Annotated in this window: 20 protein-coding genes, 1 tRNA gene and 1 pseudogene; 12 read left to right on the top strand and 10 right to left on the bottom strand. The window is 71.5% G+C overall.

Features of this window, described 5'->3' with window-relative positions; all coding sequences use genetic code 11:
• The first annotated feature begins 289 nt into the window (after positions 1-289).
• Complete coding sequence (locus ACGH7X_RS13555) at positions 290-1,306, top strand: aspartate-semialdehyde dehydrogenase (protein ID WP_399885045.1); 1,017 nt, start codon at positions 290-292, stop codon at positions 1,304-1,306.
• On the opposite strand, the gene ACGH7X_RS13560 is transcribed toward ACGH7X_RS13555, so the two are convergent.
• Positions 1,303-1,776: a DUF1203 domain-containing protein gene (locus ACGH7X_RS13560; RefSeq protein ID WP_399885047.1), complete on the bottom strand. Its 474-nt coding sequence runs from the start codon at positions 1,774-1,776 to the stop codon at positions 1,303-1,305. The genes ACGH7X_RS13555 and ACGH7X_RS13560 overlap by 4 nt on opposite strands.
• A gap of 111 nt (positions 1,777-1,887) precedes the next feature.
• On the opposite strand from ACGH7X_RS13560, the gene pepN reads away from it, so the two are divergent.
• Entirely contained in the window at positions 1,888-4,461 is a 2,574-nt protein-coding gene (gene pepN / locus ACGH7X_RS13565; RefSeq protein ID WP_399885049.1) for an aminopeptidase N, read from the top strand.
• A 65-nt stretch (positions 4,462-4,526) separates the two neighbouring features.
• Here pepN and ACGH7X_RS13570 read toward each other — a convergent pair whose 3' ends face one another.
• Entirely contained in the window at positions 4,527-5,450 is a 924-nt protein-coding gene (locus ACGH7X_RS13570; RefSeq protein WP_399885051.1) for an EamA family transporter, read from the bottom strand.
• Between the two features lie 137 nt (positions 5,451-5,587).
• Between ACGH7X_RS13570 and ACGH7X_RS13575 the strand changes: the two genes are divergently transcribed.
• Entirely contained in the window at positions 5,588-6,121 is a 534-nt protein-coding gene (locus tag ACGH7X_RS13575; RefSeq protein ID WP_399885053.1) for a MarR family winged helix-turn-helix transcriptional regulator, read from the top strand.
• An 8-nt stretch (positions 6,122-6,129) separates the two neighbouring features.
• Here the strand turns inward: ACGH7X_RS13575 and ACGH7X_RS13580 are convergent, their stop codons facing one another.
• Positions 6,130-7,629: an FAD-dependent monooxygenase gene (locus ACGH7X_RS13580; protein WP_399885055.1), complete on the bottom strand. Its 1,500-nt coding sequence runs from the start codon at positions 7,627-7,629 to the stop codon at positions 6,130-6,132.
• A 114-nt stretch (positions 7,630-7,743) separates the two neighbouring features.
• Here ACGH7X_RS13580 and ACGH7X_RS13585 point away from each other — a divergent pair, with 114 nt between their 5' ends.
• A complete protein-coding gene (locus ACGH7X_RS13585; protein WP_399885057.1) occupies positions 7,744-8,343 on the top strand; it encodes a TetR family transcriptional regulator in 600 nt (199 codons plus the stop codon).
• A gap of 105 nt (positions 8,344-8,448) precedes the next feature.
• On the opposite strand, the gene ACGH7X_RS13590 is transcribed toward ACGH7X_RS13585, so the two are convergent.
• From ACGH7X_RS13590 to ACGH7X_RS13600, 3 genes are all read right to left on the bottom strand, one after another.
• The gene (locus ACGH7X_RS13590; RefSeq protein WP_399885059.1) at positions 8,449-8,742 is read right to left on the bottom strand and encodes a hypothetical protein; all 294 of its coding nucleotides are present in this window, start codon (positions 8,740-8,742) and stop codon (positions 8,449-8,451) included.
• Between the two features lie 95 nt (positions 8,743-8,837).
• A complete protein-coding gene (gene malQ, locus ACGH7X_RS13595) occupies positions 8,838-10,949 on the bottom strand; it encodes a 4-alpha-glucanotransferase (protein WP_399885061.1) in 2,112 nt (703 codons plus the stop codon).
• Between the two features lie 9 nt (positions 10,950-10,958).
• Complete coding sequence (locus tag ACGH7X_RS13600; protein WP_217169916.1) at positions 10,959-11,270, bottom strand: hypothetical protein; 312 nt, start codon at positions 11,268-11,270, stop codon at positions 10,959-10,961.
• Between the two features lie 354 nt (positions 11,271-11,624).
• Here ACGH7X_RS13600 and ACGH7X_RS13605 point away from each other — a divergent pair, with 354 nt between their 5' ends.
• Positions 11,625-12,281 carry a class I SAM-dependent methyltransferase gene (locus ACGH7X_RS13605; protein ID WP_399885063.1) on the top strand — a complete coding sequence of 219 codons (657 nt, stop codon included), beginning with the start codon at positions 11,625-11,627 and terminating at the stop codon, positions 12,279-12,281.
• On the opposite strand, the gene ACGH7X_RS13610 is transcribed toward ACGH7X_RS13605, so the two are convergent.
• Positions 12,262-12,465 carry a DUF397 domain-containing protein gene (locus ACGH7X_RS13610; protein WP_399885065.1) on the bottom strand — a complete coding sequence of 68 codons (204 nt, stop codon included), beginning with the start codon at positions 12,463-12,465 and terminating at the stop codon, positions 12,262-12,264. The two genes, ACGH7X_RS13605 and ACGH7X_RS13610, sit on opposite strands and share 20 nt — an antisense overlap.
• Positions 12,466-12,468: 3 nt before the next feature.
• The gene (locus ACGH7X_RS13615; protein ID WP_399885067.1) at positions 12,469-13,353 is read right to left on the bottom strand and encodes a DUF5753 domain-containing protein; all 885 of its coding nucleotides are present in this window, start codon (positions 13,351-13,353) and stop codon (positions 12,469-12,471) included.
• Positions 13,354-13,552: 199 nt separating this feature from the next.
• On the opposite strand from ACGH7X_RS13615, the gene ACGH7X_RS13620 reads away from it, so the two are divergent.
• Positions 13,553-14,170, top strand: coding sequence for an ATP-binding protein (locus ACGH7X_RS13620; RefSeq protein WP_399885069.1), 618 nt, complete (start codon positions 13,553-13,555; stop codon positions 14,168-14,170).
• A 26-nt stretch (positions 14,171-14,196) separates the two neighbouring features.
• Here ACGH7X_RS13620 and ACGH7X_RS13625 read toward each other — a convergent pair whose 3' ends face one another.
• Entirely contained in the window at positions 14,197-14,733 is a 537-nt protein-coding gene (locus tag ACGH7X_RS13625; RefSeq protein ID WP_217169910.1) for an HNH endonuclease, read from the bottom strand.
• Positions 14,734-14,989: 256 nt separating this feature from the next.
• Between ACGH7X_RS13625 and ACGH7X_RS13630 the strand changes: the two genes are divergently transcribed.
• Together ACGH7X_RS13630 and ACGH7X_RS13635 are read left to right on the top strand one after the other, a co-directional pair.
• Positions 14,990-16,144, top strand: a complete 1,155-nt coding sequence (locus ACGH7X_RS13630) for a mechanosensitive ion channel family protein (protein ID WP_399896990.1) — start codon at positions 14,990-14,992, stop codon at positions 16,142-16,144.
• Between the two features lie 246 nt (positions 16,145-16,390).
• Positions 16,391-16,513: pseudogene (locus tag ACGH7X_RS13635) on the top strand (MarR family transcriptional regulator); the annotation flags it as partial.
• 238 nt (positions 16,514-16,751) lie between these two features.
• On the opposite strand, the gene ACGH7X_RS13640 reads toward ACGH7X_RS13635, so the two are convergent.
• Positions 16,752-16,849: transfer RNA gene (locus ACGH7X_RS13640), tRNA-Leu, on the bottom strand.
• A gap of 57 nt (positions 16,850-16,906) precedes the next feature.
• On the opposite strand from ACGH7X_RS13640, the gene ACGH7X_RS13645 reads away from it, so the two are divergent.
• The 4 genes from ACGH7X_RS13645 to ACGH7X_RS13660 all read left to right on the top strand — a co-directional run bounded on the left by ACGH7X_RS13645 (position 16,907) and on the right by ACGH7X_RS13660 (position 20,816).
• Complete coding sequence (locus ACGH7X_RS13645; RefSeq protein ID WP_399897763.1) at positions 16,907-17,554, top strand: ROK family protein; 648 nt, start codon at positions 16,907-16,909, stop codon at positions 17,552-17,554.
• A 62-nt stretch (positions 17,555-17,616) separates the two neighbouring features.
• Positions 17,617-18,960, top strand: coding sequence for an ABC transporter substrate-binding protein (locus ACGH7X_RS13650; protein WP_399885071.1), 1,344 nt, complete (start codon positions 17,617-17,619; stop codon positions 18,958-18,960).
• Positions 18,961-18,966: 6 nt separating this feature from the next.
• Positions 18,967-19,929, top strand: a complete 963-nt coding sequence (locus tag ACGH7X_RS13655; RefSeq protein ID WP_399885073.1) for a carbohydrate ABC transporter permease — start codon at positions 18,967-18,969, stop codon at positions 19,927-19,929.
• Positions 19,926-20,816 (top strand): carbohydrate ABC transporter permease, encoded by an 891-nt coding sequence (locus ACGH7X_RS13660; protein WP_399885075.1) that lies wholly within the window; start codon positions 19,926-19,928, stop codon positions 20,814-20,816. Before ACGH7X_RS13655 ends, ACGH7X_RS13660 begins: the two co-directional genes overlap by 4 nt.
• The last annotated feature ends 3 nt before the right edge of the window (positions 20,817-20,819 follow it).

Here is a 20,819-nt window from a genome sequence, read left to right on the forward strand (position 1 = left end):
GACCGCCTTCGGTGCGAGGTGTACGTCACATCGTCGTGTGCGGCGGGAAGGGATGGGCAGGGGCGGAACAGCACAGCTTGCGGCGCGGGCCACGGCCGGGGGAATTTCTGCAGGTCGGAACGGCCTTTTGCCGAAGGACCGCGTCCGCCGTCCGAGTCGCCGCGTTCCGGCGTGCGGGCACACCGCGCAAAGGATTGGACAGGCGGGCCGGGCTTCGCCCCATGATGGAAAAGTCTCGGCCGAGCAAAGCGCGCGTGAAGACACGCGTACAAACGGAGAAGGAGTCACCGTGAGGGTCGGAATCGTCGGAGCCACCGGTCAGGTCGGCACGGTCATGCGCAGGATCCTCACGGAGCGCGACTTTCCGGTCACCGAGCTGCGTCTGTTCGCCTCGGCGCGCAGCGCCGGCAGGGAGCTGGACGGCGTGACGGTGGAGGACGCGACCACCGCCGACTACTCCGGCCTCGACATCGTGCTGTTCTCCGCGGGCGGCGCCACCTCCAAGGCACTGGCCGAAAAGGTCGCCGCCCAGGGGCCGGTCGTGATCGACAACTCCTCCGCCTGGCGCCGCGACCCCGAGGTCCCCCTGGTGGTCTCCGAGGTGAACCCGCACGCGATCGCCGACCGCCCCAAGGGCATCATCGCCAACCCGAACTGCACCACGATGGCCGCGATGCCGGTCCTGCGTCCGCTGCACGCGGAGGCGGGCCTCGAGGCCGTCGTCGTCGCCACCTACCAGGCGGTGTCCGGCTCCGGCCTGGCCGGCGTGGACGAGCTGTTCGAGCAGGTCCAGAAGGTGGGCGCGGACGCCCCCAAGCTGACCCACGACGGCTCCGCCGTTCAGTTCCCGAAGCCGGACAAGTACGTGGCGCCGATCGCGTACAACGTGCTGCCGCTGGCCGGCTCGATCGTCGACGACGGTCTGCACGAGACGGACGAGGAGCAGAAGCTCCGCCACGAGTCCCGCAAGATCCTCGAGATCCCCGGGCTGAAGGTCTCCGGCACCTGTGTGCGGGTGCCCGTCTTCAGCGGCCACTCCCTCCAGATCAACGCCCGTTTCGCCCGCCCGATCAGCGTCGAGCGCGCCAAGGAGCTGCTGGCCGGTGCCCCCGGCGTCGCGCTCACCGAGGTGCCGACCCCGCTGGAGGCGGCCGGCCAGGACCCGTCGTACGTGGGCCGCATCCGCCAGGACGAGACCGTGGACCACGGCCTCGCCCTGTTCGTCTCCAACGACAACCTGCGCAAGGGCGCGGCCCTGAACGCGGTGCAGATCGCGGAGCTGGTGGCGGCGGAGCTGAAGGGCTAGGGCCTGGGCACCTCGTAGAGGAAGCAGCCGTACTCGACGGCCCGGACGTGGACGAACGCCACGGCCGGGTCGTCGAACGCGTGATGGAGGGCGGGCGCGAACCCGTCGGGTTCGACCAGGTGTCCGCCCAGGATGCGCCCCTCGGCGGAGTAGCGGCGCACGGTGCGGTGCGCGTTGGTGAAGGCGAGGCCCTCACCCTCCGGCCCCGCGCAGTCCTCGGCGTGGATGAAGACCGGCCCCTGCTCGTCGTAGGCGCCCGGGTCGGCGCCGGTCCGCGCGGCCCAGCGGCGCAGCGGGGCGTAGGAGACCAGGGCGATCCGGTCGCCGGGGCGGCTGCGGCGCAGGCAGCAGCGCAGGGGGGCGCCGCCCTCGTCGTCGGTCCGGGGAGCGGGGGCGCGGCCCGCGTCGTCGGTCGTGCGCAGTTCCTCGAGGGCGGGGCGGGGGATGGGTCGTGCCGTGTAACCGTTCATGCGTCCAGGCTCACGCGCGAGCGGCCCGCGCACCGGCGGGAAACGGACATCGCGTTCGGCACAGGTCACGTGGAAGGATGGCGCGACCACACATGACGAGGAGATGACCGCGTGCCTGGCACAAACCTGACTCGCGAAGAGGCGCGGCAGCGGGCGACGCTGCTGACCGTTGACTCGTACGAGATCGATCTCGACCTCACCGGCGCGCAGGAGGGCGGCACCTACCGGTCCGTGACCACGGTGCGCTTCGACGTCGCGGAGACCGGCGGCGAGTCCTTCATCGACCTGGTCGCGCCGACGGTCCACGAGGTGACGCTGAACGGCGACGCCCTCGATGCCGCCGAGGTGTTCCAGGACTCCCGCATCGCCCTTCCGGGGCTGCTGCCGGGCCGCAACATCCTGCGCGTGGCCGCCGACTGCGCTTACACCAACACCGGCGAGGGCCTGCACCGCTTCGTCGACCCGGTGGACGACCAGGCGTACCTGTACACGCAGTTCGAGGTGCCGGACGCGCGACGGGTCTTCGCGAGCTTCGAGCAGCCGGACCTGAAGGCGACGTTCCAGTTCACCGTGACGGCGCCCGAGGGCTGGACGGTCATCTCCAACTCGCCGACGCCGGAGCCCCGGGAGAACGTCTGGGTCTTCGAGCCGACCCCGCGCATCTCGTCGTACATCACGGCGCTGATCGTCGGCCCGTACCACTCGGTGCACAGCGTGTACAAGAAGGACGGCCAGTCCGTCCCGCTCGGCATCTACTGCCGGCCCTCGCTGGCCGAACACCTCGACTCGGACGCCATCTTCGAGGTGACCCGGCAGGGCTTCGACTGGTTCCAGGAGAAGTTCGACTACCAGTACCCGTTCAAGAAGTACGACCAGCTCTTCGTGCCGGAGTTCAACGCGGGCGCGATGGAGAACGCGGGCGCGGTGACCATTCGCGACCAGTACGTGTTCCGCTCGAAGGTGACGGACGCCGCGTACGAGGTGCGGGCGGCGACGATCCTGCACGAGCTGGCGCACATGTGGTTCGGCGACCTGGTCACCATGGAGTGGTGGAACGACCTGTGGCTGAACGAGTCGTTCGCCACCTACGCGGAGGCCGCCTGCCAGGCCGACGCGCCCGGCTCGAAGTGGCCGCACTCGTGGACGACGTTCGCCAACCAGATGAAGACCTGGGCGTACCGGCAGGACCAGCTGCCCTCCACGCACCCGATCATGGCGGACATCAGCGACCTGGACGACGTGCTCGTCAACTTCGACGGCATCACGTACGCCAAGGGCGCCTCGGTGCTCAAGCAGCTCGTCGCGTACGTCGGTGAGGACGCGTTCTTCCAGGGCGTGCAGGCGTACTTCAAGCGGCACGCGTTCGGCAACACGCGCCTGTCGGACCTGCTGGGCGCGCTGGAGGAGACCTCCGGCCGCGATCTGAAGACCTGGTCGAAGGCGTGGCTGGAGACGGCCGGCATCAACGTCCTGCGTCCGGAGATCGAGACGGACGCGAACGGTGTCGTCACGTCCTTCGCCATCCGCCAGGAGGCCCCTGCGCTCCCGGCCGGCGCGAAGGGGGAGCCGACGTTGCGCCCGCACCGCATCGCGATCGGCGCCTACGACCTGGACGCGAGCGGCAAGCTGGTGCGCGGGGAGCGCGTCGAACTGGACGTGGACGGCGAGTCGACGTCCGTACCGCAGCTGGTCGGCAAGCCCCGCCCGGCGGTGCTGCTCCTGAACGACGACGACCTGTCGTACGCCAAGGTCCGCCTCGACGAGCAGTCCCTGGCCGTCGTCACCGAGCACCTCGGCGACTTCACCGAGTCGCTGCCGCGCGCCCTGTGCTGGGCGTCGGCGTGGGACATGACGCGGGACGCGGAGCTGGCCACCCGCGACTACCTCTCGCTGGTCCTGTCGGGCATCGGCAAGGAGTCCGACATCGGTGTCGTGCAGTCGCTGCACCGCCAGGTGAAGCTGGCCATCGACCAGTACGCCGACCCCACCGCCCGCGAGGCGCTGCTCACCCGCTGGACCGAGGCCACGCTGGCCCACCTGCGGGCGGCCGAGGCAGGCAGCGACCACCAGCTTGCGTGGGCGCGCGCGTTCGCGGCGACGGCGAGGACGCCGGAGCAGCTGGACCTGCTGGACGCGCTGCTCGACGGCACGCAGACCATCGAGGGCCTGGCCGTGGACACCGAGCTGCGCTGGGCATTCGTGCAGCGGCTCGCGGCCGTGGGCCGGTTCGGCGGTTCGGAGATCCAGAGCGAGTACGAGCGGGACAAGACGGCCGCCGGTGAGCGCCACGCCGCCACCGCGCGTGCCGCCCGCCCGACCGAGGCGGCCAAGGCGGAGGCCTGGGAGTCGGTCGTCGACTCCGACAAGCTGCCGAACGCCGTGCAGGAGGCGGTCATCGCCGGCTTCGTCCAGACCGACCAGCGCGAGCTGCTGGCGTCGTACACGGAGCGGTACTTCGAGGCGCTGAAGAGCGTCTGGGAGTCCCGTTCGCACGAGATGGCGCAGCAGATCGCGGTCGGCCTGTACCCGGCGGTGCAGGTCTCCCGGGAGACCCTGGAGCGGACGGACGCCTGGCTGTCCTCCGCCGAGCCGAACGCCGCCCTGCGGCGGCTGGTCTCGGAGTCCCGCTCGGGCGTCGAGCGCGCCCTGCGGGCGCAGGCGGCGGACGCGGCGGCATCGGAGTAGGCAGCGGGAGTACGTACACGTTCGAGGGCGCCCGGTGTCTCGCCGGGCGCCCTCGGACGTGGGGCCTACTTCGGGGCAGGAGCGAAGGGTGGCTCCAGGGCCCTCCCGGTCGGCCGGAGGGTGCGGGGCGCGAGCTGCCCCGCGAGGGTCGCTCCGAACGCCAGTGCCATGCCCCCCAGTTGCACCGGTCCGAGCGTCTCGCCGAGCGCCGCCCAGCCGATCACGGCGGCGGTCAGCGGCGAGAGCGGGCCGAGGAAGGTGACCTGGGTGGCGGAGAGCCGGCCGATGCCGCGGAACCAGAGCCAGTACGCCAACGCCGTGTTGGCCAGCGCCAGGTAGAGGTAGCCGCCGGCCGCCCGGGCGTCCAGGGCGGGTGGGGCGCCCTCGGCCAGCAGGGCGATGGGCGCGATGAGCAGTCCGCCCGCGGTGAGCTGCCAGCCGGTGAGCGCGAGCGGGCCGACGCCGGCGGGGCGTCCCCACCGCTTGGTGAGGACGGTGCCGGTGGACATGGACGCGGTGGCGGCGACGGCCGCCGACACACCGAGCGCGTCCAGTCCCCCGGCCGCCTTCAGGACCACCAGACCGACGCCGAACGCGGCGACGACGCCGGTGAGCACGGAACGGGTGCCGGCCCGCTGCCCGAGCAGCAGCGCCGAGAGCCCGACGACGAACAGCGGACCGGCCGAGCCGACGACGGCGGCCATACCGCCCGGCATCCGGTAGGCGGAGAGGAACAGCAGCGGGAAGAAGGCCCCGATGTTCAGCACGCCCAGCACCGCCGACTTCCACCACCAGGCACCGCGCGGCAGCACCCGGGCGAGGGCGAGCAGCAGCAGTCCGGCGGGCAGGGCACGCATCAGCCCGGTGAACAGGGGACGGTCGGCCGGCAGGAACTCGGTGGTCACGGCGTAGGTGGTGCCCCAGGAGACGGGGGCGAGGGCGGTGAGCGCTATGAGGGCGGGGCGGGTGGCTGGGCGGGCGGCGGCCATGAGGGCACCCCTTCGGGCGGACGGCGAGGACCTGAAGCTCGGCAGCATGAAGCTCGGTAGTAAGTAGCTTACTTCTAAGCCAGTTTCCGTCAAGCTACTTTCTTGCGGTCCAGCGGACCGGACTCGATACTCGTGCCATGACTGAACGCCCCGAGCAGCGGCCCGAGCAGCGGTCCGCGCCGCACAAGGACCCCGTCGACGCGATCATCGACCAGTGGGCGACGGTGCGGCCCGACCTGGACACGGCCGCCATGGAGGTGTTCGGCCGGGTCTTCCGGCTGGCGCGCGCGATGGGCGACCGGATGGAGAAGGCGTACGCGCGCTTCGGCATCTCGCGCGGGGAGTTCGACGCGCTGGCCACCCTGCGCCGCTCCGGCGAGCCCTACACGCTCTCTCCGCGGCAGCTCTCGGCCACACTGATGCTCACCACCGGCGGCATGACCGGCCGCCTCGACAAACTCGAACGGGCCGGACTGCTGCGCCGCTCCCCCGACCCGCACGACCGCCGGGCACTTCAGGTCACCCTCACCGACCGGGGTCTCGAGCTGATCGACGAGGCGGTCGGCGCGGGCCTCGACGTCCAGACCCAGGCCCTGGCCTCCCTCGACGCCGAGCGGGCCGGTCAACTGACCGGCCTGCTGCGGGACCTGCTCGCCGGCACCGAGAAGTAGGCGGCCGCTCAGCCCACGTGCGCGGCGACGGCCGCCCGGGCCTGCGCCGCACTCGCGTCGTCCGCCGCCCAGGCCACGTACCCGTCGGGCCGCACCAGCACCGTCGTACGGCGTCCACTCGCCCAGCGCTCCACGGCCAGCCGCTCCCCCGGGGTCGCCTCCGGGGCCGCGTCCGAAGCTGTCTCCGGGGCTGCCTCCGGGGTGATCAGCACGAACCGTCCGCCGCGCAGTGCCTCGTAGAGCCGGCTTCCGCCCGCGAGGGCCACGTCGGGCACGCGGGTGCCGGTCAGCCGGTGGGACCCGCGGGGGGCCGGGTAGCGCAGGCCGACGCCGGTGATGTGGCCGGTCGCCCTGCGACGGGCCGGGCCCACGTGGTCGAGGACGGTGGTGACGACCGCCCGCAGCGCCAGCGTCCAGGGGCGCTTGGCCATGGCGAGGCGGACGATCCCGCCGCTGCTGCGCAGCACCGACCTGCCCACGGGGTGCCGTTCGGCCTGGTAGGTGTCCAGCAGTTCGGGCCCGGCGTGCCCGTGCAGCACGGCCGCCAGTTTCCAGCTCAGGTTCGCCGCGTCCTGGAGGCCGGTGTTCATGCCCTGGCCGCCGGCCGGCGTGTGCACGTGCGCCGCGTCGCCGGCGAGGAAGACGCGGCCCACGCGGTAGGCGGGCGCCTGCCGCTCGTCGCTGTGGAACCGCGACATCCAGCGGGCGTCGTACATCCCGAAGTCGCGGCCCAGCGCGAGACGGGTGATCTCCTTGACCTCGTCGAGGTCGAGGGGCTCGCTGTCGGGGACATCGCGCCCGCGGTGCCAGCCGATCACGCGGTGGTACCCGTCGCCGAACGGCGCGAGGAAGGCGAAGGCGTCCCCGACGGCGTTGACGGTCAGCAGCGTCTCCGGCTCCTCGGCGAGGCGCACGTCGGCGAGGACGACGGAACGGATGACCGAGCGCCCGGGAAACGGCAGGCCGACCGCGTCGCGCACGGTGCTGCGCATGCCGTCGGCGCCGACGACGTAGGCCGCGCGCAGCGTCCGCGTCTCCCCGTCCGGGCCGCGGACCTCGACGATGACGCCGCCCTCCGCCGGATCCTGCCCGGGGTCCTGGCGCACGCCGGTGGTCTCGGTCTCGTACCGGAACTCCACCCCAGCCTCCACCGCCCGCCGCTCCAGCACCTTCTCGACCTCGTACTGCGGGAGGACGAGGAGGTGGCGGAACCGGGAGGGCAGGGTGGCGAGGTCGACGGTGAGGCGGCCGAAGAGACGGAGGCGGTCCAGGGGCCTGCCCACGGCCTCCAGGTCGTCCGCGAGGGCGCGGGCGTCGAGCTGCTCGAGGGTGCGGGCGTGCAGCACGAAGGCGCGGGAGAGGTTGCTGATCCGGTGCGGGCGCTTCTCGACGAGGGTGACGGGGATGCCGGCGGTGGCGAGGTCACCGGCCAGGAGCAGGCCGGTGGGACCCGAGCCGACGACGATCACGGAGCGGGGGGACTCGTGGCGGGTGCCGGTGCCGTTCATGGGGCCTCCTTGCGATGCCAACGCTTGTTTGCCAACGCTCGTTGTCACCCTAGGGGCGTGCGGCGTCGACGTCAACACTTGTTGGCCTACGTGTGTTGGCCTACGCTTGTGGGCATGCCCCGTACAGCACTCCACGGCAGGACCGAGGACAACGAGCCGCCCGCCCGCCGCTCCGACACCACCCGCGCCGCCATCCTCGACGCGGCCCGCGAGCGCTTCGCCGCCGACGGCTACGAGCGGGCCACCATCCGCGCCGTCGCCCGGGACGCGAGCATCGACCCGTCGATGGTGATGCGGTACTACGGCAACAAGGAGGGCCTGTTCGCGGCGGCCGTCACCGTCGACCTCGCCCTGCCCGACCTGACCGAGCGGCCGCGCGAGGAGGTCGGGCGGGTCCTGGTGACCCACTTCCTCGCCATGTGGGAGGAGAACGAGGTGCTCACGGCGCTGCTCCGGGTCGGGGTCACCAACCAGGCGGGGGCCGAGCGCATGCAGGGCATCTTCCGCGACCAGCTGCTGCCGGTCGCCCAGCGGGTGTGCCCGGACCCCGAGCAGGCCCCCGCGCGGGCCGCGCTCGTCGCGACGCAGGTGCTCGGCCTGGCACTCACCCGGTACGTGCTGCGGTTCGGGCCGGCCGTGGCGCTCCACCGCGAGGAGGTCGTGGCCTGGCTGGCGCCCACGGTCCAGCGTTATCTGACGGCACCGAGCCCCTGACCGCCGAAAGGCCTACACACCGAAGGGCGCCGTCCCCGTCCGCGTACGAGCTGACGCGCGTACGTGCGGTGGGGGCGGCGCCCTCGGTGAAGCTGAAGCGGAGGGTCAGGCCTTCGCGCCGGCCTTGAGCTTGGCCTTGGACTTGGCCTTGGCGCCGGGAGTCGTCACCCGGTGCTCGGGGTGGGACCTGTCCAGGACCATGATCAGGCCCGCGATGATCGCGAACAGCGCGATCGGGGCCAGGACGTAGAGGCCCAGCGTCTCGACGACGCTCAGGCCGGTGCCGGGGTCGTCGCCGTCGTCGCGGGTCAGCGCGAGCGCGGGGGACGACATGAGCAGCATCATCAGCGTCGTACCGGCTGCCAGGGCGCCGGCGCGCAGGGCGTTCTTCTTGTCCACGGTGCAAAGTTAGCGAACGGCCGCGGCGACCGCGCGCCCGGGGTGCCCGTACGGGGCCGCGGACGCCCCGCCGTCGTCCCGCCCGGCCGCCCCGCTCAGCCGTTCCGGTCGTCGCCGCGTTCCCGTACGACGTCGATCAGGGCGTGCAGGCGGGGCGAGGCGGCCAGTTCCTCCAGGGTCACCGGGCGGCCCTCCGCGTCGGCGACGGGCAGCCGCCAGTTCGGGTACTGGTCCCAGGTACCGGGCAGGTTCTGCGGGCGGCGGTCGCCGACGGCGTCCGGGAGCCAGATGCCGACCATGCGGGCGGGGGTGCGCAGCAGGAAGCGGTGCACGGCCTGGATCTTCGCCTCCTCGGCGGGCGTTCCGGTGCCGCCGCCGGTGCCGTGCAGCAGCCCGAGCCGGGCCAGCACGTCCAGCCACTGGGCCGTGTCCGCGGACGCCTCGGCGCGTTCCTCCTCCAGCGGGCGGGTGAGCAGCCCGAGCCGGTCGCGGAGTTCGACGTGTTCGCCGGTGAGGCGGGCGGCGGTGGACGGCAGGTCGTGCGTGGTGGCGGTGGCCAGGCAGTCGGCGCGCCACCGCTCGGGCGGCAGGGGACGGCCGTCGCCGGTCCAGTCCCGCTCGAACCAGAGCACGGAGGTGCCGAGCACCCCGCGTTCGCGCAGCGTCTCGCGCACCCCGGGTTCCACGGTGCCCAGGTCCTCGCCGATGACCAGGGCGCCGGCCCGGGCGGCCTCCAGGACGAGGACGGCGAGCATGGCCTCGGCGTCGTAGTGGACGTAGGTGCCCTCGGTGGGCGGGTGGCCCTCGGGGACCCACCAGAGCCGGAACAGGCCCATGACGTGGTCGATGCGCAGGGCCCCGGCGTGGCGGAACAGGCCCCGCAGCAGGCGCCGGAAGGGTGCGTAGCCGCAGTCGGCGAGGCGGTCGGGGCGCCAGGGCGGCAGGCCCCAGTCCTGGCCGAGGGAGTTGAAGGCGTCCGGCGGCGCGCCCACCGACATGCCGGCGGCGAAGTACTCCTGCTGGGCCCAGGAGTCGGCGCCTCGCGGGTGCACGCCGACGGCGAGGTCGTGGACGATCCCGACCGGCATGCCCGCCTCGCGGGCGGTGTGCTGGACGGCGGTGAGCTGGGTGTCGGTGAGCCAGGTGAGGCGGGAGTGGAAGTCGACGCGGTCCATCAGCTCGGTGCGGGCCCGGTCGGTCTCGGCCGAGCGGGGGTCGCGCAGGCCCTCGGGCCACCGGTGCCAGTCGGATCCGTGGACCTCGGCGAGCGCGCACCAGGTGGCGTGGTCCTCGAGGGCGGTGCCCTGTTCGGCGAGGTAGTCGCAGTAGGCGGCGCGGCGGCCCGGGCCGAGGGGGATCTCGTGGAGCAGTTCGAGGGCGTCGCGCTTGAGCTCCCACACGGCGTCCCGGTCGATGAGGGCGCCCTTGTCCAGCACGCCCTCGCGCAGCCGCCCGGCCCGTTCCCGCAGGGTCCCGACGCGCTCGTGGTCGGTGACGTACGCGAACTCGGGCACGTCCTCGATCCGCAGATGCACCGGGTCGGGGAAGCGGCGCGAGGAGGGCCGGTAGGGGGAGGGGTCGGTGGGGGCGCCGGGCACGGCCGCGTGCAACGGGTTGACCTGCACGAATCCGGCGCCGAGGGCGCGTCCGGCCCAGGCGGCCAGCTCGCCGAGGTCGCCGAGGTCGCCCATGCCCCAGGAGCGGCGGGAGAGGAGGGAGTAGAGCTGGACGAGGAGCCCGTAGGAGCGGGTGGCGGGGGTGGGCAGCCGGGCGGGCGCGACGATCAGGTGGGCCTCGGCGGTGCGCCCGTCGGGCGCGGTGGCGGTCAGCCGGTGGACGCCGGGCGGGAGCAGCTCGGCTCCGTCGCGGCGCTCGCCCTGCTCGGTGTCGACGCGCAGCCGGGTGCCCTCGGGCAGGGCCGCCAGGGCGGCCGGGGTGCCGCAGCCGTCCCAGCGGACGACGGTGGGCGGCAGCAGCCGCTCACGCAGCTCCCCCTCGCGGGCGGCGAGCGCGGCCCGTACGGCCTCGGGCGTGCTCGTGTCCACGCCGAGGGCGGCCAGCGCGAGGGTGACGGCGGTGGCCGAGGCCGGGACGGTGCGGTCCGGGGACGGACGGTAGGAGGTGGCGACGCCGTGCAGGGCGGCGAGCCTGGTCAGATCCTCGGGAAGGTCCTCGTCGGGGGGCTCGGCCGGCCGGGCTGCGGGCATCTGCTTCCTCTACGACCTCGTGGGTTCCGGAACGGGGACGGCGAAGGAGGGGCCACCCTGCTCCGGCACGTCCGCCGTGAGCTCGGGCGAGGACTCGCTGGTCAGCGGTACGGCGTCGGCGAACGGCGACTCGCTGGTGAGGGGCTCGGCGTCGGGCAGCGGCGGTTCGCTGGTCAGCGGGGCCTCGGCGCAGCTGCCGGTCGCGCCGAAGACGCAGTAGTGCGGGGTCTCGGAGGCGGCGGAGGGCTCCGCCCAGGGTGTGGACGGCTCCGCCACGGGTTTGGACGGGGCCGGGAGCAGAAGCGGTGCCAGTGCAGCCACGGGGATCTCCTTCATCGAGCTTGGGTCGAGCTCTGTCGAGCACGCTTTTGGCGGGTTACGGCAGCCCTACCCAGTCCGCGCGAAGACAGGCGCCCCGACCTCGCCAACGTGGCCCTGGTCACACCCTGCCAGCCGCAAAGGTGATGAACCCGATCAAAAATTCACCTTAACCCTCCGCCGGTTCACGCAAACCGGTCACGTCGGCGTCACCTGCCCCGCAGCCGGCTCCGTCCTGGCGAGGGTGGGGTCGTGCTGAAAGGCGTGAGCAGTCGGCGGACAAGTGTCATTTGGGCGCTCAAAGGAGCGGCTTGAGGACAGTAGGGGCACGAGTGTTCACGGTGTCAAAGTAGTCAGATGACGTCCCTGCCGCCTCGGCTCCTCCAGGCGCTCGACCGGTTCAACGCCGCCCACCCCTGGGACCACAACACCCACTACCACCGCCGGATCCTGCGTCAACTCCCCCACCGCTTCGGCAGCGCACTGGACGTCGGCTCAGGCACCGGCGACCTGGCCCGGCTCCTCGCCACCCGCGCCGCCGAAGTCCACGGCGTCGACTCCGACCCCGCGATCACCTCACGGGCACGCGCACTGACCCCCGAGGGGACGGCGGCGTCCTTCACCGTCGCGGACGCCCTGACGGAGCTCCCCGCCGGACCTCACGACGTCATCACCTGCGTCGCCACCCTCCACCACCTGCCGTTCACCGAAGCCCTCGACGCCTTCCGCCGGCACCTGGCTCCCGGCGGAACCCTGGTCGTCGTCGGCCTCTACCGGCCACAGACCGCCACGGACCACCTGCTCGGCGCGACCGCAGTCCTCCCGAACGCCGTCATCGGATGGCTCAAGAACAGGGGCCGGAGCGCCACCCCGCCCACCTCGATGACCGCCCGGACCCGACCGGCCGACATGCCCTTCTCCGCCATCGCCGCGACGGCCCACACGGTCCTGCCCGGCGCCCGGCTACACCGCCGCCTCTTCTGGCGCTACACCCTCACCTGGCGTCATCCCTGACCGGCCCGTCGCCCCAACTCCCCGCGAACCGCGCCCACGCGTGCGGCGCGAGGCGGAGTATCGGCCCGTCGGCAGCGTCCTTGGAGTCGCGGACGGCCACGGCCCCGGTGACGTTCAAGGCCACCTCGACGCATTCGCCGGACGTGTTGCTGTAGCTGGACTTCACGAAGTCGAACCTGAGCACCGGTCAAATCTCCTGTCGAATAGCCTCGATGAGCTGGATGGAGTCACTTTGTGCAAGGCTCCGTCGGGCCGTGCGATCGAAGAGGTCGCTGTACTCGCTGCTTGCCGCTTCGTTCTCCACCCACACGCTGGACGCGATGGTGTCGGCCTGGATCACGTCCACCGCTTCGGTCTCGTTGAACGACAGGATGGTAAACGGGCCCGTGATGCACGGATGCCCTCCAGCATGGAACGGCAGGACCTGTAGGCGGACGTTCTCCAGCGCGGCAACCTCCAGGAGCCGTTCCAACTGCCCTCGCATGGTCGAGGAGCCCCCGATCAGCTGCCGCAACGCTGCTTCCCAAACTACGGCGTACACCTCAAGCGGACGTTCCCCCACCAGGCGCTCCTGCCGACGCAACCTGATGTCGACGACCCGCTCGATCTCCGCAGGGTCCTCCCAGGACCCAACCCCCTCGCTGACTGCCAGCGACCGGGCGTATTCAGGAGTCTGGAAGAGGCCCGGCACAAGTGACAGCTGCCATGTGCGCACGCGGCTGGCTGCGTCTTCCATGGCGATGAACTCGGTGAGCGCACCAGGATGCGGAGAGTCCTGCCACCACCCCTTCGCCTTGCGCCTTTCACGGTCCAACCTGGCAAGTTCCAGCAGTTGGGCCACGGCCCTGGTGTCCACCAAACCGTAGAACTCGCACAGCGCACGGATATCCGGATCGCGCATCGGCACCCAGCCGCGCTCCATCTTGACGATCTTCGAGTTGGTCGCGCTGATGACCTCCGCAGCCTGTTGCTGCGTACTGGCCGCAGCATCCCGCAGACGCAGTAGTTCTCCACCGAGCCTGCGCCCGAGCACAGTTGACGCCCTGTTGCCGAGTTGCGTGGTTCGAGTCACCCCCACATGGTGCCGGACTCAACTCCCGTCATCACCCCTGGAGACACTTGTCTCCGAAACAGTTGCGCCAGAGATAACCGAGCCGCTACTTTCAGTGTCCGGCCGCTCACTCCGCGGTCCCACCTTCGGCGGAAGCGCACCATCCTGCCCAGCAGGCATGGCAGAGACACCGCCACCCCCCACCTGGAGGCACCGCTCCATGACAGAACCCGCTCCCCTGCCACGTTCCGCACCGCCCCTCCACGAAGACCTGCTCGACTACACCCCCACCCAGCGCAGCGTCCCCCTCGCCCGGCGCAGAGCCGCACGGCTCGTCGCGGAGTGGGGGCAGCCGGGCCTCGCGGGAGACGCCGCCCTCGTCGTGTCGGAGCTGATGACCAACGCCCTGTTGCACGGCAGCCTCCGGGGACGGCTCATCCGCGTACACATCACCGTCGATCCCCGGACCCTTCGGGTCGAGGTGAGCGACCCGCGTGGCGAGCGGCTGCCCCGCCCGCGCCCGGTCGGGGAGGTCGACGAGCAGTTCGGGCGCGGACTCCTGCTGGTGGGGGCCCTGGCCACGCGGTGGGGCTGGGAGCCGCGGAGTGTCGGCAAGACCGTGTACGCCGAGTGGGACCTGCCCACCGCCGCAGCGGAGACCGGCATCCCGGTGCACCTGCTCATCGACCGGGACACCTGCGAGGTCAAGGTGCACAGCCGTCCGGACGGGAGACGGTACGAGACCGTGCAGACGTTGCCCTTCGGCAAGGAGGTCGCGCTGCCCGAGCCGGTCGGGATCGCCCTGGACACCGAGCCGCTGAAGAACTGGGTGCGCTGACCCGGGTCAGACAGAGACCCGGACCGTCAGGCGGAAATGCCGTCGATCCGGGCCATGGCGTCCTCCGCGCCGTACGGCTGCAAGTACGGCAGCCAGCGCGGGTCCCGGTGGCCGGTGCCGATGATGCGCCAGGCCAGACCGGTGGGCGGGGCCGGTTTGTGGCGCAGGCGCCAGCCCAGCTCGACCAGGTGGCGGTCGGCCTTGACGTGGTTGCAGCGGCGGCAGGACGCGACCACGTTCTCCCACGCGTGCAGGCCCCCGCGGCTGCGCGGGATGACGTGGTCGACGCTGGTGGCGACGGCGCCGCAGTACATGCAGCGGCCTCCGTCGCGGGCGAAGAGGGCACGGCGGGTGAGCGGGACGGGCCCCCGGTAGGGCACCCGGACGAATCGCTTGAGCCGGACCACGCTGGGTGCGGGCACGGTGACGGTCGCGCTGTGCAGAAAGGCGCCGGACTCCTCGAGGCACACGGCCTTGTTCTCCAGGACGAGGACGAGCGCGCGGCGGAGCGGTACGACGCCGAGCGGCTCGTACGACGCGTTGAGGACCAGGACATGCGGCACGGGTGCCTCCTTGGGCGTCGGCGGCGCGTGGCTCGCGCCGGGACGATCTGGTTCAGTGTCCCCTCATGCCTGGTCGTAGCGCCACCATGTCCCGGTAACGGGCTGGGAGTGTTTTCGAACACACGGAACGCCGGGTCACGGGCGTGACCAGTCCGAGCGCGGGTGAGTACCGTCTCTCCCGCCCATTTCGGGCCGAACCGCGTCCGGTGCCCCGTTAGTGTGGTGCATCTGCCCGTCCGGTGACCTTTCCGTGACCTTGGACCGGACCTCGGACCGGACCGCGCAGGACGGGCCGCCGCACCTGGAGGTATCCGTCGTGTCCCTGTCCGCCGCCGTCCTGCTGGCCGCCGGTTCGTCACCCTCGCCGTCACCGTCCCCGACGGCCCCGGCCGTGCCCTCGCTGCGGGAGGCCCACGAGAGCGCGACGAACGCCGCGGGCTGGGTCGAGGAGAACTGGTCGACGTGGCTCGCGATCGGACTGCGGGTGCTGCTGATCGTGGTGATCGCGGTGGTGCTGCGCGCCGTCGTGCGGCGGGCGATCAGCAAGCTCATAGAGCGGATGAACCGGCGGACCGGGACGTCCGGCGGCACCGCGCTGAGCGGGCTGCTGGTCAACGCCGAACGGCGCCGGCAGCGCTCGGAGGCCATCGGGTCCGTACTGCGCTCGGTGGCCAGCTTCCTCATCCTCGGCACCGCGGCGCTGATGGTGCTGGGCACCTTCCAGATCAACCTGGCCCCGCTGCTGGCGTCCGCCGGTGTCGCCGGTGTGGCGATCGGCTTCGGCGCCCGCAACCTGGTCACCGACTTCCTCTCCGGCGTCTTCATGATCCTGGAGGACCAGTACGGCGTCGGCGACAGCATCGACGCGGGCGTGGCCTCCGGCGAGGTCATCGAGGTCGGGCTGCGGGTGACCAAGCTGCGCGGGGTCGACGGCGAGATCTGGTACGTCCGCAACGGCGAGGTCAAGCGGATCGGCAACCTCTCCCAGGGCTGGTCCACGGCCGGCGTGGACGTGACCGTCCGTTCCGACGAGGACCTCGACAAGGTGAAGGAGACCCTCGCCGGGGTCGGCGAGCGGATGAGCAAGGAGGAGCCCTGGAACGAGATGCTCTGGGGCCCGATCGAGGTTCTCGGCCTGGACTCCGTGCTGCTCGACTCCATGGTGGTGCGGGTCTCCGCGAAGACCATGCCCGGCAAGGCCCTCACCGTCGAGCGTGAGCTGCGCTGGCGCATCAAGCGCGCCTTCGACGCGGCCGGCATCGCGATCGTCGGCGGGGCCACGGTCCCGCTGGACAGCGCCTCCGTCCCCGATCCGACGGCGGGCGTCGCGGCGCCCTCGGCGTACGCGAGCACGGTCTCGCCGCAGTCCGTCGCGGCGTCCCCCATCCCCCCGCCGAGCACCAGCAAGTAGCGGCTCCCGCACTCTTCCCGCCCCCGAGGTAACGACTGCGTTGCCTCGGGGGCGGTCTCTTGACGGCTCCTTGCGGGCGGCCTACGTTTCTCAGCCAACAGGAAACTTTCCTAACAAACCCATTCCGTGATCGGTGCGGTGGACTTCCCCCGCCGCACCCTGAAAAGCTGAGCGGTCGAGAGGCAGGTGTGGACACGCATGGCAGGAACCGCCGGCACGCCGGGCACCCCGCGCGTCCTGCGCGCCATGAACGACCGGGCCGCACTCGACCTCCTCCTGGAGCACGGGCCGCTGTCCCGGACCCGGATCGGCAAGCTGACCGGCCTGTCGAAGCCCACCGCCTCGCAGTTGCTGGCCCGGCTGGAGGCCGCGGGGCTGGTCCTGGCCGGGGGGACGACCGAGGGGCGTCCCGGGCCCGGGGCCCAGCTCTACGAGGTCAACCCGGCCGCCGCGTACGCCGCCGGACTCGACGTGACCCCGGGCCGCATCCTGGCCGCGGTCGCCGACGTCACCGGGCGCACGGTCGGCCGGCACGAGCTGCCCACCCCGGGCCGGCGTGCCGCCACCCCCGTCGTCCAGCAGGTCACCGACGCGCTCGACGGCGCGGTGAAGGCGGCCGGACTCGCCCGGACCGACGTCCACCGTCTCGTCATCGGCACCCCGGGCGCCTTCGACCCGGGCACCGGACGGCTGCGCTACGCCTCCCACCTGCCCGGCTGGCACTCCCCCGCCCTCCTCGACGAACTCGCCGCCGCCCTGCCGATGCCGGTCGAGTACGAGAACGACGTGAACCTCGCGGCCGTGGCCGAACAGCGCCTCGGTGCGGCCCGGGGCCACGAGGACTTCGTCCTGCTGTGGAACCAGGAGGGCCTGGGCGCCGCCCTGGTCCTCGGCGGCCGGCTGCACCGGGGCTGGACCGGCGGCGCGGGCGAGGTCGGGTTCCTGCCCGTGCCCGGCGCGCCGCTGGTGCGCAAGGTCAGCCGTACCGGGAGCGGCGGTTTCCAGGAGCTGGCCGGTTCCCAGGCCCTGGCGGGACTGGCCCGGGAGCTGGGCGTCACCGACGTGCCCTCGGGGCCGTACCCGGAGGTCGCCGCCGCCCTCGTCGCCCGCGCCGCACAGACCGACGACGACCCGCACCGACGGCTGCTGCAGACCTACGCCACCCGCCTGGCCACCGGCCTCGCCTCCCTCGTCTCGGTACTGGACCCCGAGCTGGTGGTCCTGAGCGGCACCTCCCTCACCGCGGGCGGTGCGGCGCTGCGCGACCTGGTCCAGGACGAGCTGGAGGAGCTGGCCGCCTCCCGGCCCCGGCTCGCCGTCGCCGACGTGACCGAGCATCCAGTACTGCGCGGCGCGCTGGAGAGCGCGCTCGCGACCACCCGCGACGAGGTCTTCGACACCTCGCGCTGACCCCCGCGCCACCCCCGGTCCCATCCTTCGTCCCACCCCGCCCTGCCCCTGGGAGATTCGCCATGCCCGGAATATCCAGAAAAGCGGCCTTCGCGGTCGCCGCCTCCGCCTCCCTCGCCCTGCTCGCCACCGCCTGCACCGGTCAGTCCGAATCCGGCGCCTCCGACGACCCGAACGCCGAGACGACCATCACCTTCTGGCACGGCTGGAGCGCGCCCGCCGAGGTGAAGGCCGTACAGGCGAACGTGGACCGCTTCGAGAAGGCCCACCCCAACATCAAGGTCGAGGTCGTCGGCAACATCAACGACGACAAGCTCAACCAGGCCCTGCGGGCGGGCGGTTCGAGCGGCCCGGACGTGGTGTCCTCGTTCACCACCTCCAACATCGGCAAGTTCTGTTCCTCGGGCGCCTTCCTCGACCTGAAGCCGTTCATCGAGAAGTCCGAGCTCGACCTGGACGCGCTCATCCCGAAGCCGATGCTGGAGTACACGCAGTTCGAGGGCACGCGCTGCGCCCTGCCGCTGCTCGGCGACGCCTACGGCCTCTACTACGACAAGGACGCCTTCGAGGCGGCCGGGATCACCCAACCGCCGAAGACCTGGTCGGAGTTCGCCGAGGTGGCGAAGAAGCTCACCAAGGCCAAGCCCGGCGGCGACGGTTACGAGCAGCTCGGCTTCATGCCGAACTACCACGGCTACGAGACGGTCGTCGACCACTACATGTCGCAGTGGGACCACGCCTACTTCGGCCAGGACGGCAAGTCGAGCGTCGCCAAGGACCCGGCGTTCGCGGAGATGTTCACGTACCAGAAGAAGCTCGTCGACGACCTCGGCGGCTTCGAGAAACTGGAGAAGTACCGCAACACCTTCGGTGACGAGTGGGGAGCCAAGCACCCCTTCCACACCGGCCAGGTGGCCATGCAGCTCGACGGCGAGTGGCGGCTCGGCATGGCGAAGGACGCGGGCGTCGACTTCGAGATCGGCACCGCGCCGATGCCCGTCGCCGACGACGAGGTGGACGAGTACGGCAAGGGTTTCCTGTCCGGCACCGTCATGGGCATCGCCCCGCAGAGCAAGAAGCAGAACGCCGCGTGGGAGTTGGTGAAGTACATGACGACCGACACCGAGGCCGTCGTCGCCTTCGCCAACGCCATCCGCAACGTGCCCTCCACCTTCCCGGCCCTGAAGTCGCCCGACCTCAAGACCGACCCGGAGTTCAAGACCTTCCTCGACATCGCCCAGCACCCCGGGTCGAACTCCCCGCCGGCCTCCGTCAACGGCGCCACCTACCAGCTGACGCTCCAGGACTTCGGATACCAGTACGAGTCGGGCAAGGTGAAGGACCTCGAGGCCGGACTCGAGAAGACCGCCAAGCAGATCGACCGCGACATCGAGCAGACGAAGTAGCGGTCCATGACCACGCACACGCACACCAACGCGAACACTCTGCGCGCGAAGCGCCGGTCCTCGGCGCTTCGGACGGTGGCCTTCATGTCACCGTGGATCGTCGGGTTCGGCGTCTTCTTCGCCTATCCCCTGGTGTCCACCGTGTACTTCTCGCTGATGAAGTACGACGGCTTCGGCGTCCCGGAGTTCCGGGGCCTGGACAACTGGACGTACGTCTTCCAGGACTACCCGCTGTTCTGGCCCGCCCTGCGCAACACCCTGTGGCTAGTCCTGGTGATGGTGACCTGCCGCGTGGTGTTCGGGCTCGGGGTCGGGCTGCTCATCACGAAGATCAGGACGGGGGCGGGCGTCTTCCGCACCCTCTTCTACCTGCCCTACCTCGCCCCGCCCGTCGCCGCGACCCTGGCCTTCGTCTTCCTCCTCAACCCCGGCACCGGACCGGTCAACTCCGTCCTGGAGGGCCTCGGTGTCCCGGCGCCCGGCTGGTTCACGGACTCCGCCTGGTCCAAACCGGCGCTGACCGCGCTCGCGGTGTGGGGCGTCGGCGACCTCATGGTGATCTTCATGGCCGCGCTGCTCGACGTACCGAAGGAGCAGTACGAGGCGGCCGAGCTGGACGGGGCGTCGGCCTGGCAGCGGTTCCGGTTCGTGACGCTGCCGAACATCTCGCCCATCGTGCTGTTCGCCGTGGTCACGGGCGTGATCCAGACCATGCAGTACTACACGCAGCCGCTGGTCGCGGGGAAGGTCGCCTCCGGGATCATCGGCGGCTCCGGCCAGTCCTTCGAACCCGGCTATCCCGACAAGTCGACCCTCACCCTCCCCCAGCTCGTCTACAACCTCGGCTTCCAGCGCTTCGACTACGGCTCCGCCTGTGTGGTCGCCCTCGTGCTGTTCGCGCTGGCCATGGCGTTCACGGCGCTGCTGATGCGCCGCCGGGGCGGACTGATCCAGGCAGGTGACCGATGACCCAGGTACTGGACCGGCCTCTCGTGACCGGCACGCCGCCCACCGAGGAGCGCACCGCCCGCCGGCGCCTCCTGCTGCACTGGATCGCCGTCCACTCCCTCGGCGTGGCCGCCGCCCTCTTCTTCACGCTGCCGTTCGTGTTCGTGGTGCTCACCTCGCTGATGAGCGACCAGCAGGCCCTCACCCGCGACCTGTGGCCGCACACCTGGGAGTGGGGCAACTACCGCGCGGTCCTGGACACGCCGGGCTTCCTCACCTGGTGGAAGAACACGCTGCTGTACGCGGGGCTCGGCACCGTCCTGACCGTGGCGTCGTCGATCCCGGTGGCGTACGCGCTGGCCAAGTTCCGCTTCCGGGGCCGGCATCTGTCCCTGATGCTGGTGATCTCGATGATGATGCTGCCCCCGCAGGTGATCATCATCCCGATGTACCTGTTCTGGGCGAAGCAGCTGGACCTGTCCGGCACGCTGTGGCCGCTGATCATCCCGATGGCCTTCGGCGACGCCTTCTCCATCTTCCTGCTGCGGCAGTTCCTGCTGACCATCCCGGACGAGTACCTGGACGCGGCGAGGGTCGACGGCTGCGGGGAGCTGCGCACCCTGCTGAAGGTCGTCCTGCCGATGGCGAAGCCGGGCATCGCGGCGGTGGCCCTCTTCCAGTTCTTCTACGCCTGGAACGACTACTTCGGGCCACAGATCTACGCCTCCGAGAACCCCGGCGCCTGGACGCTCTCCTACGGCCTGGAGTCCTTCAAGGGCGCCCACCACACCGACTGGAACCTCACCATGGCCGCGACCGTGCTGGTCATGGCCCCCGTGATCCTCGTGTTCTTCTTCGCGCAGAAGGCGTTCGTCGAGGGTGTCACGCTCACCGGAGTAAAGGGTTGATGA

The sequence above is a fragment of the Streptomyces sp. BBFR51 genome (assembly GCF_044591655.1).
Lineage (GTDB): Bacteria > Actinomycetota > Actinomycetes > Streptomycetales > Streptomycetaceae > Streptomyces.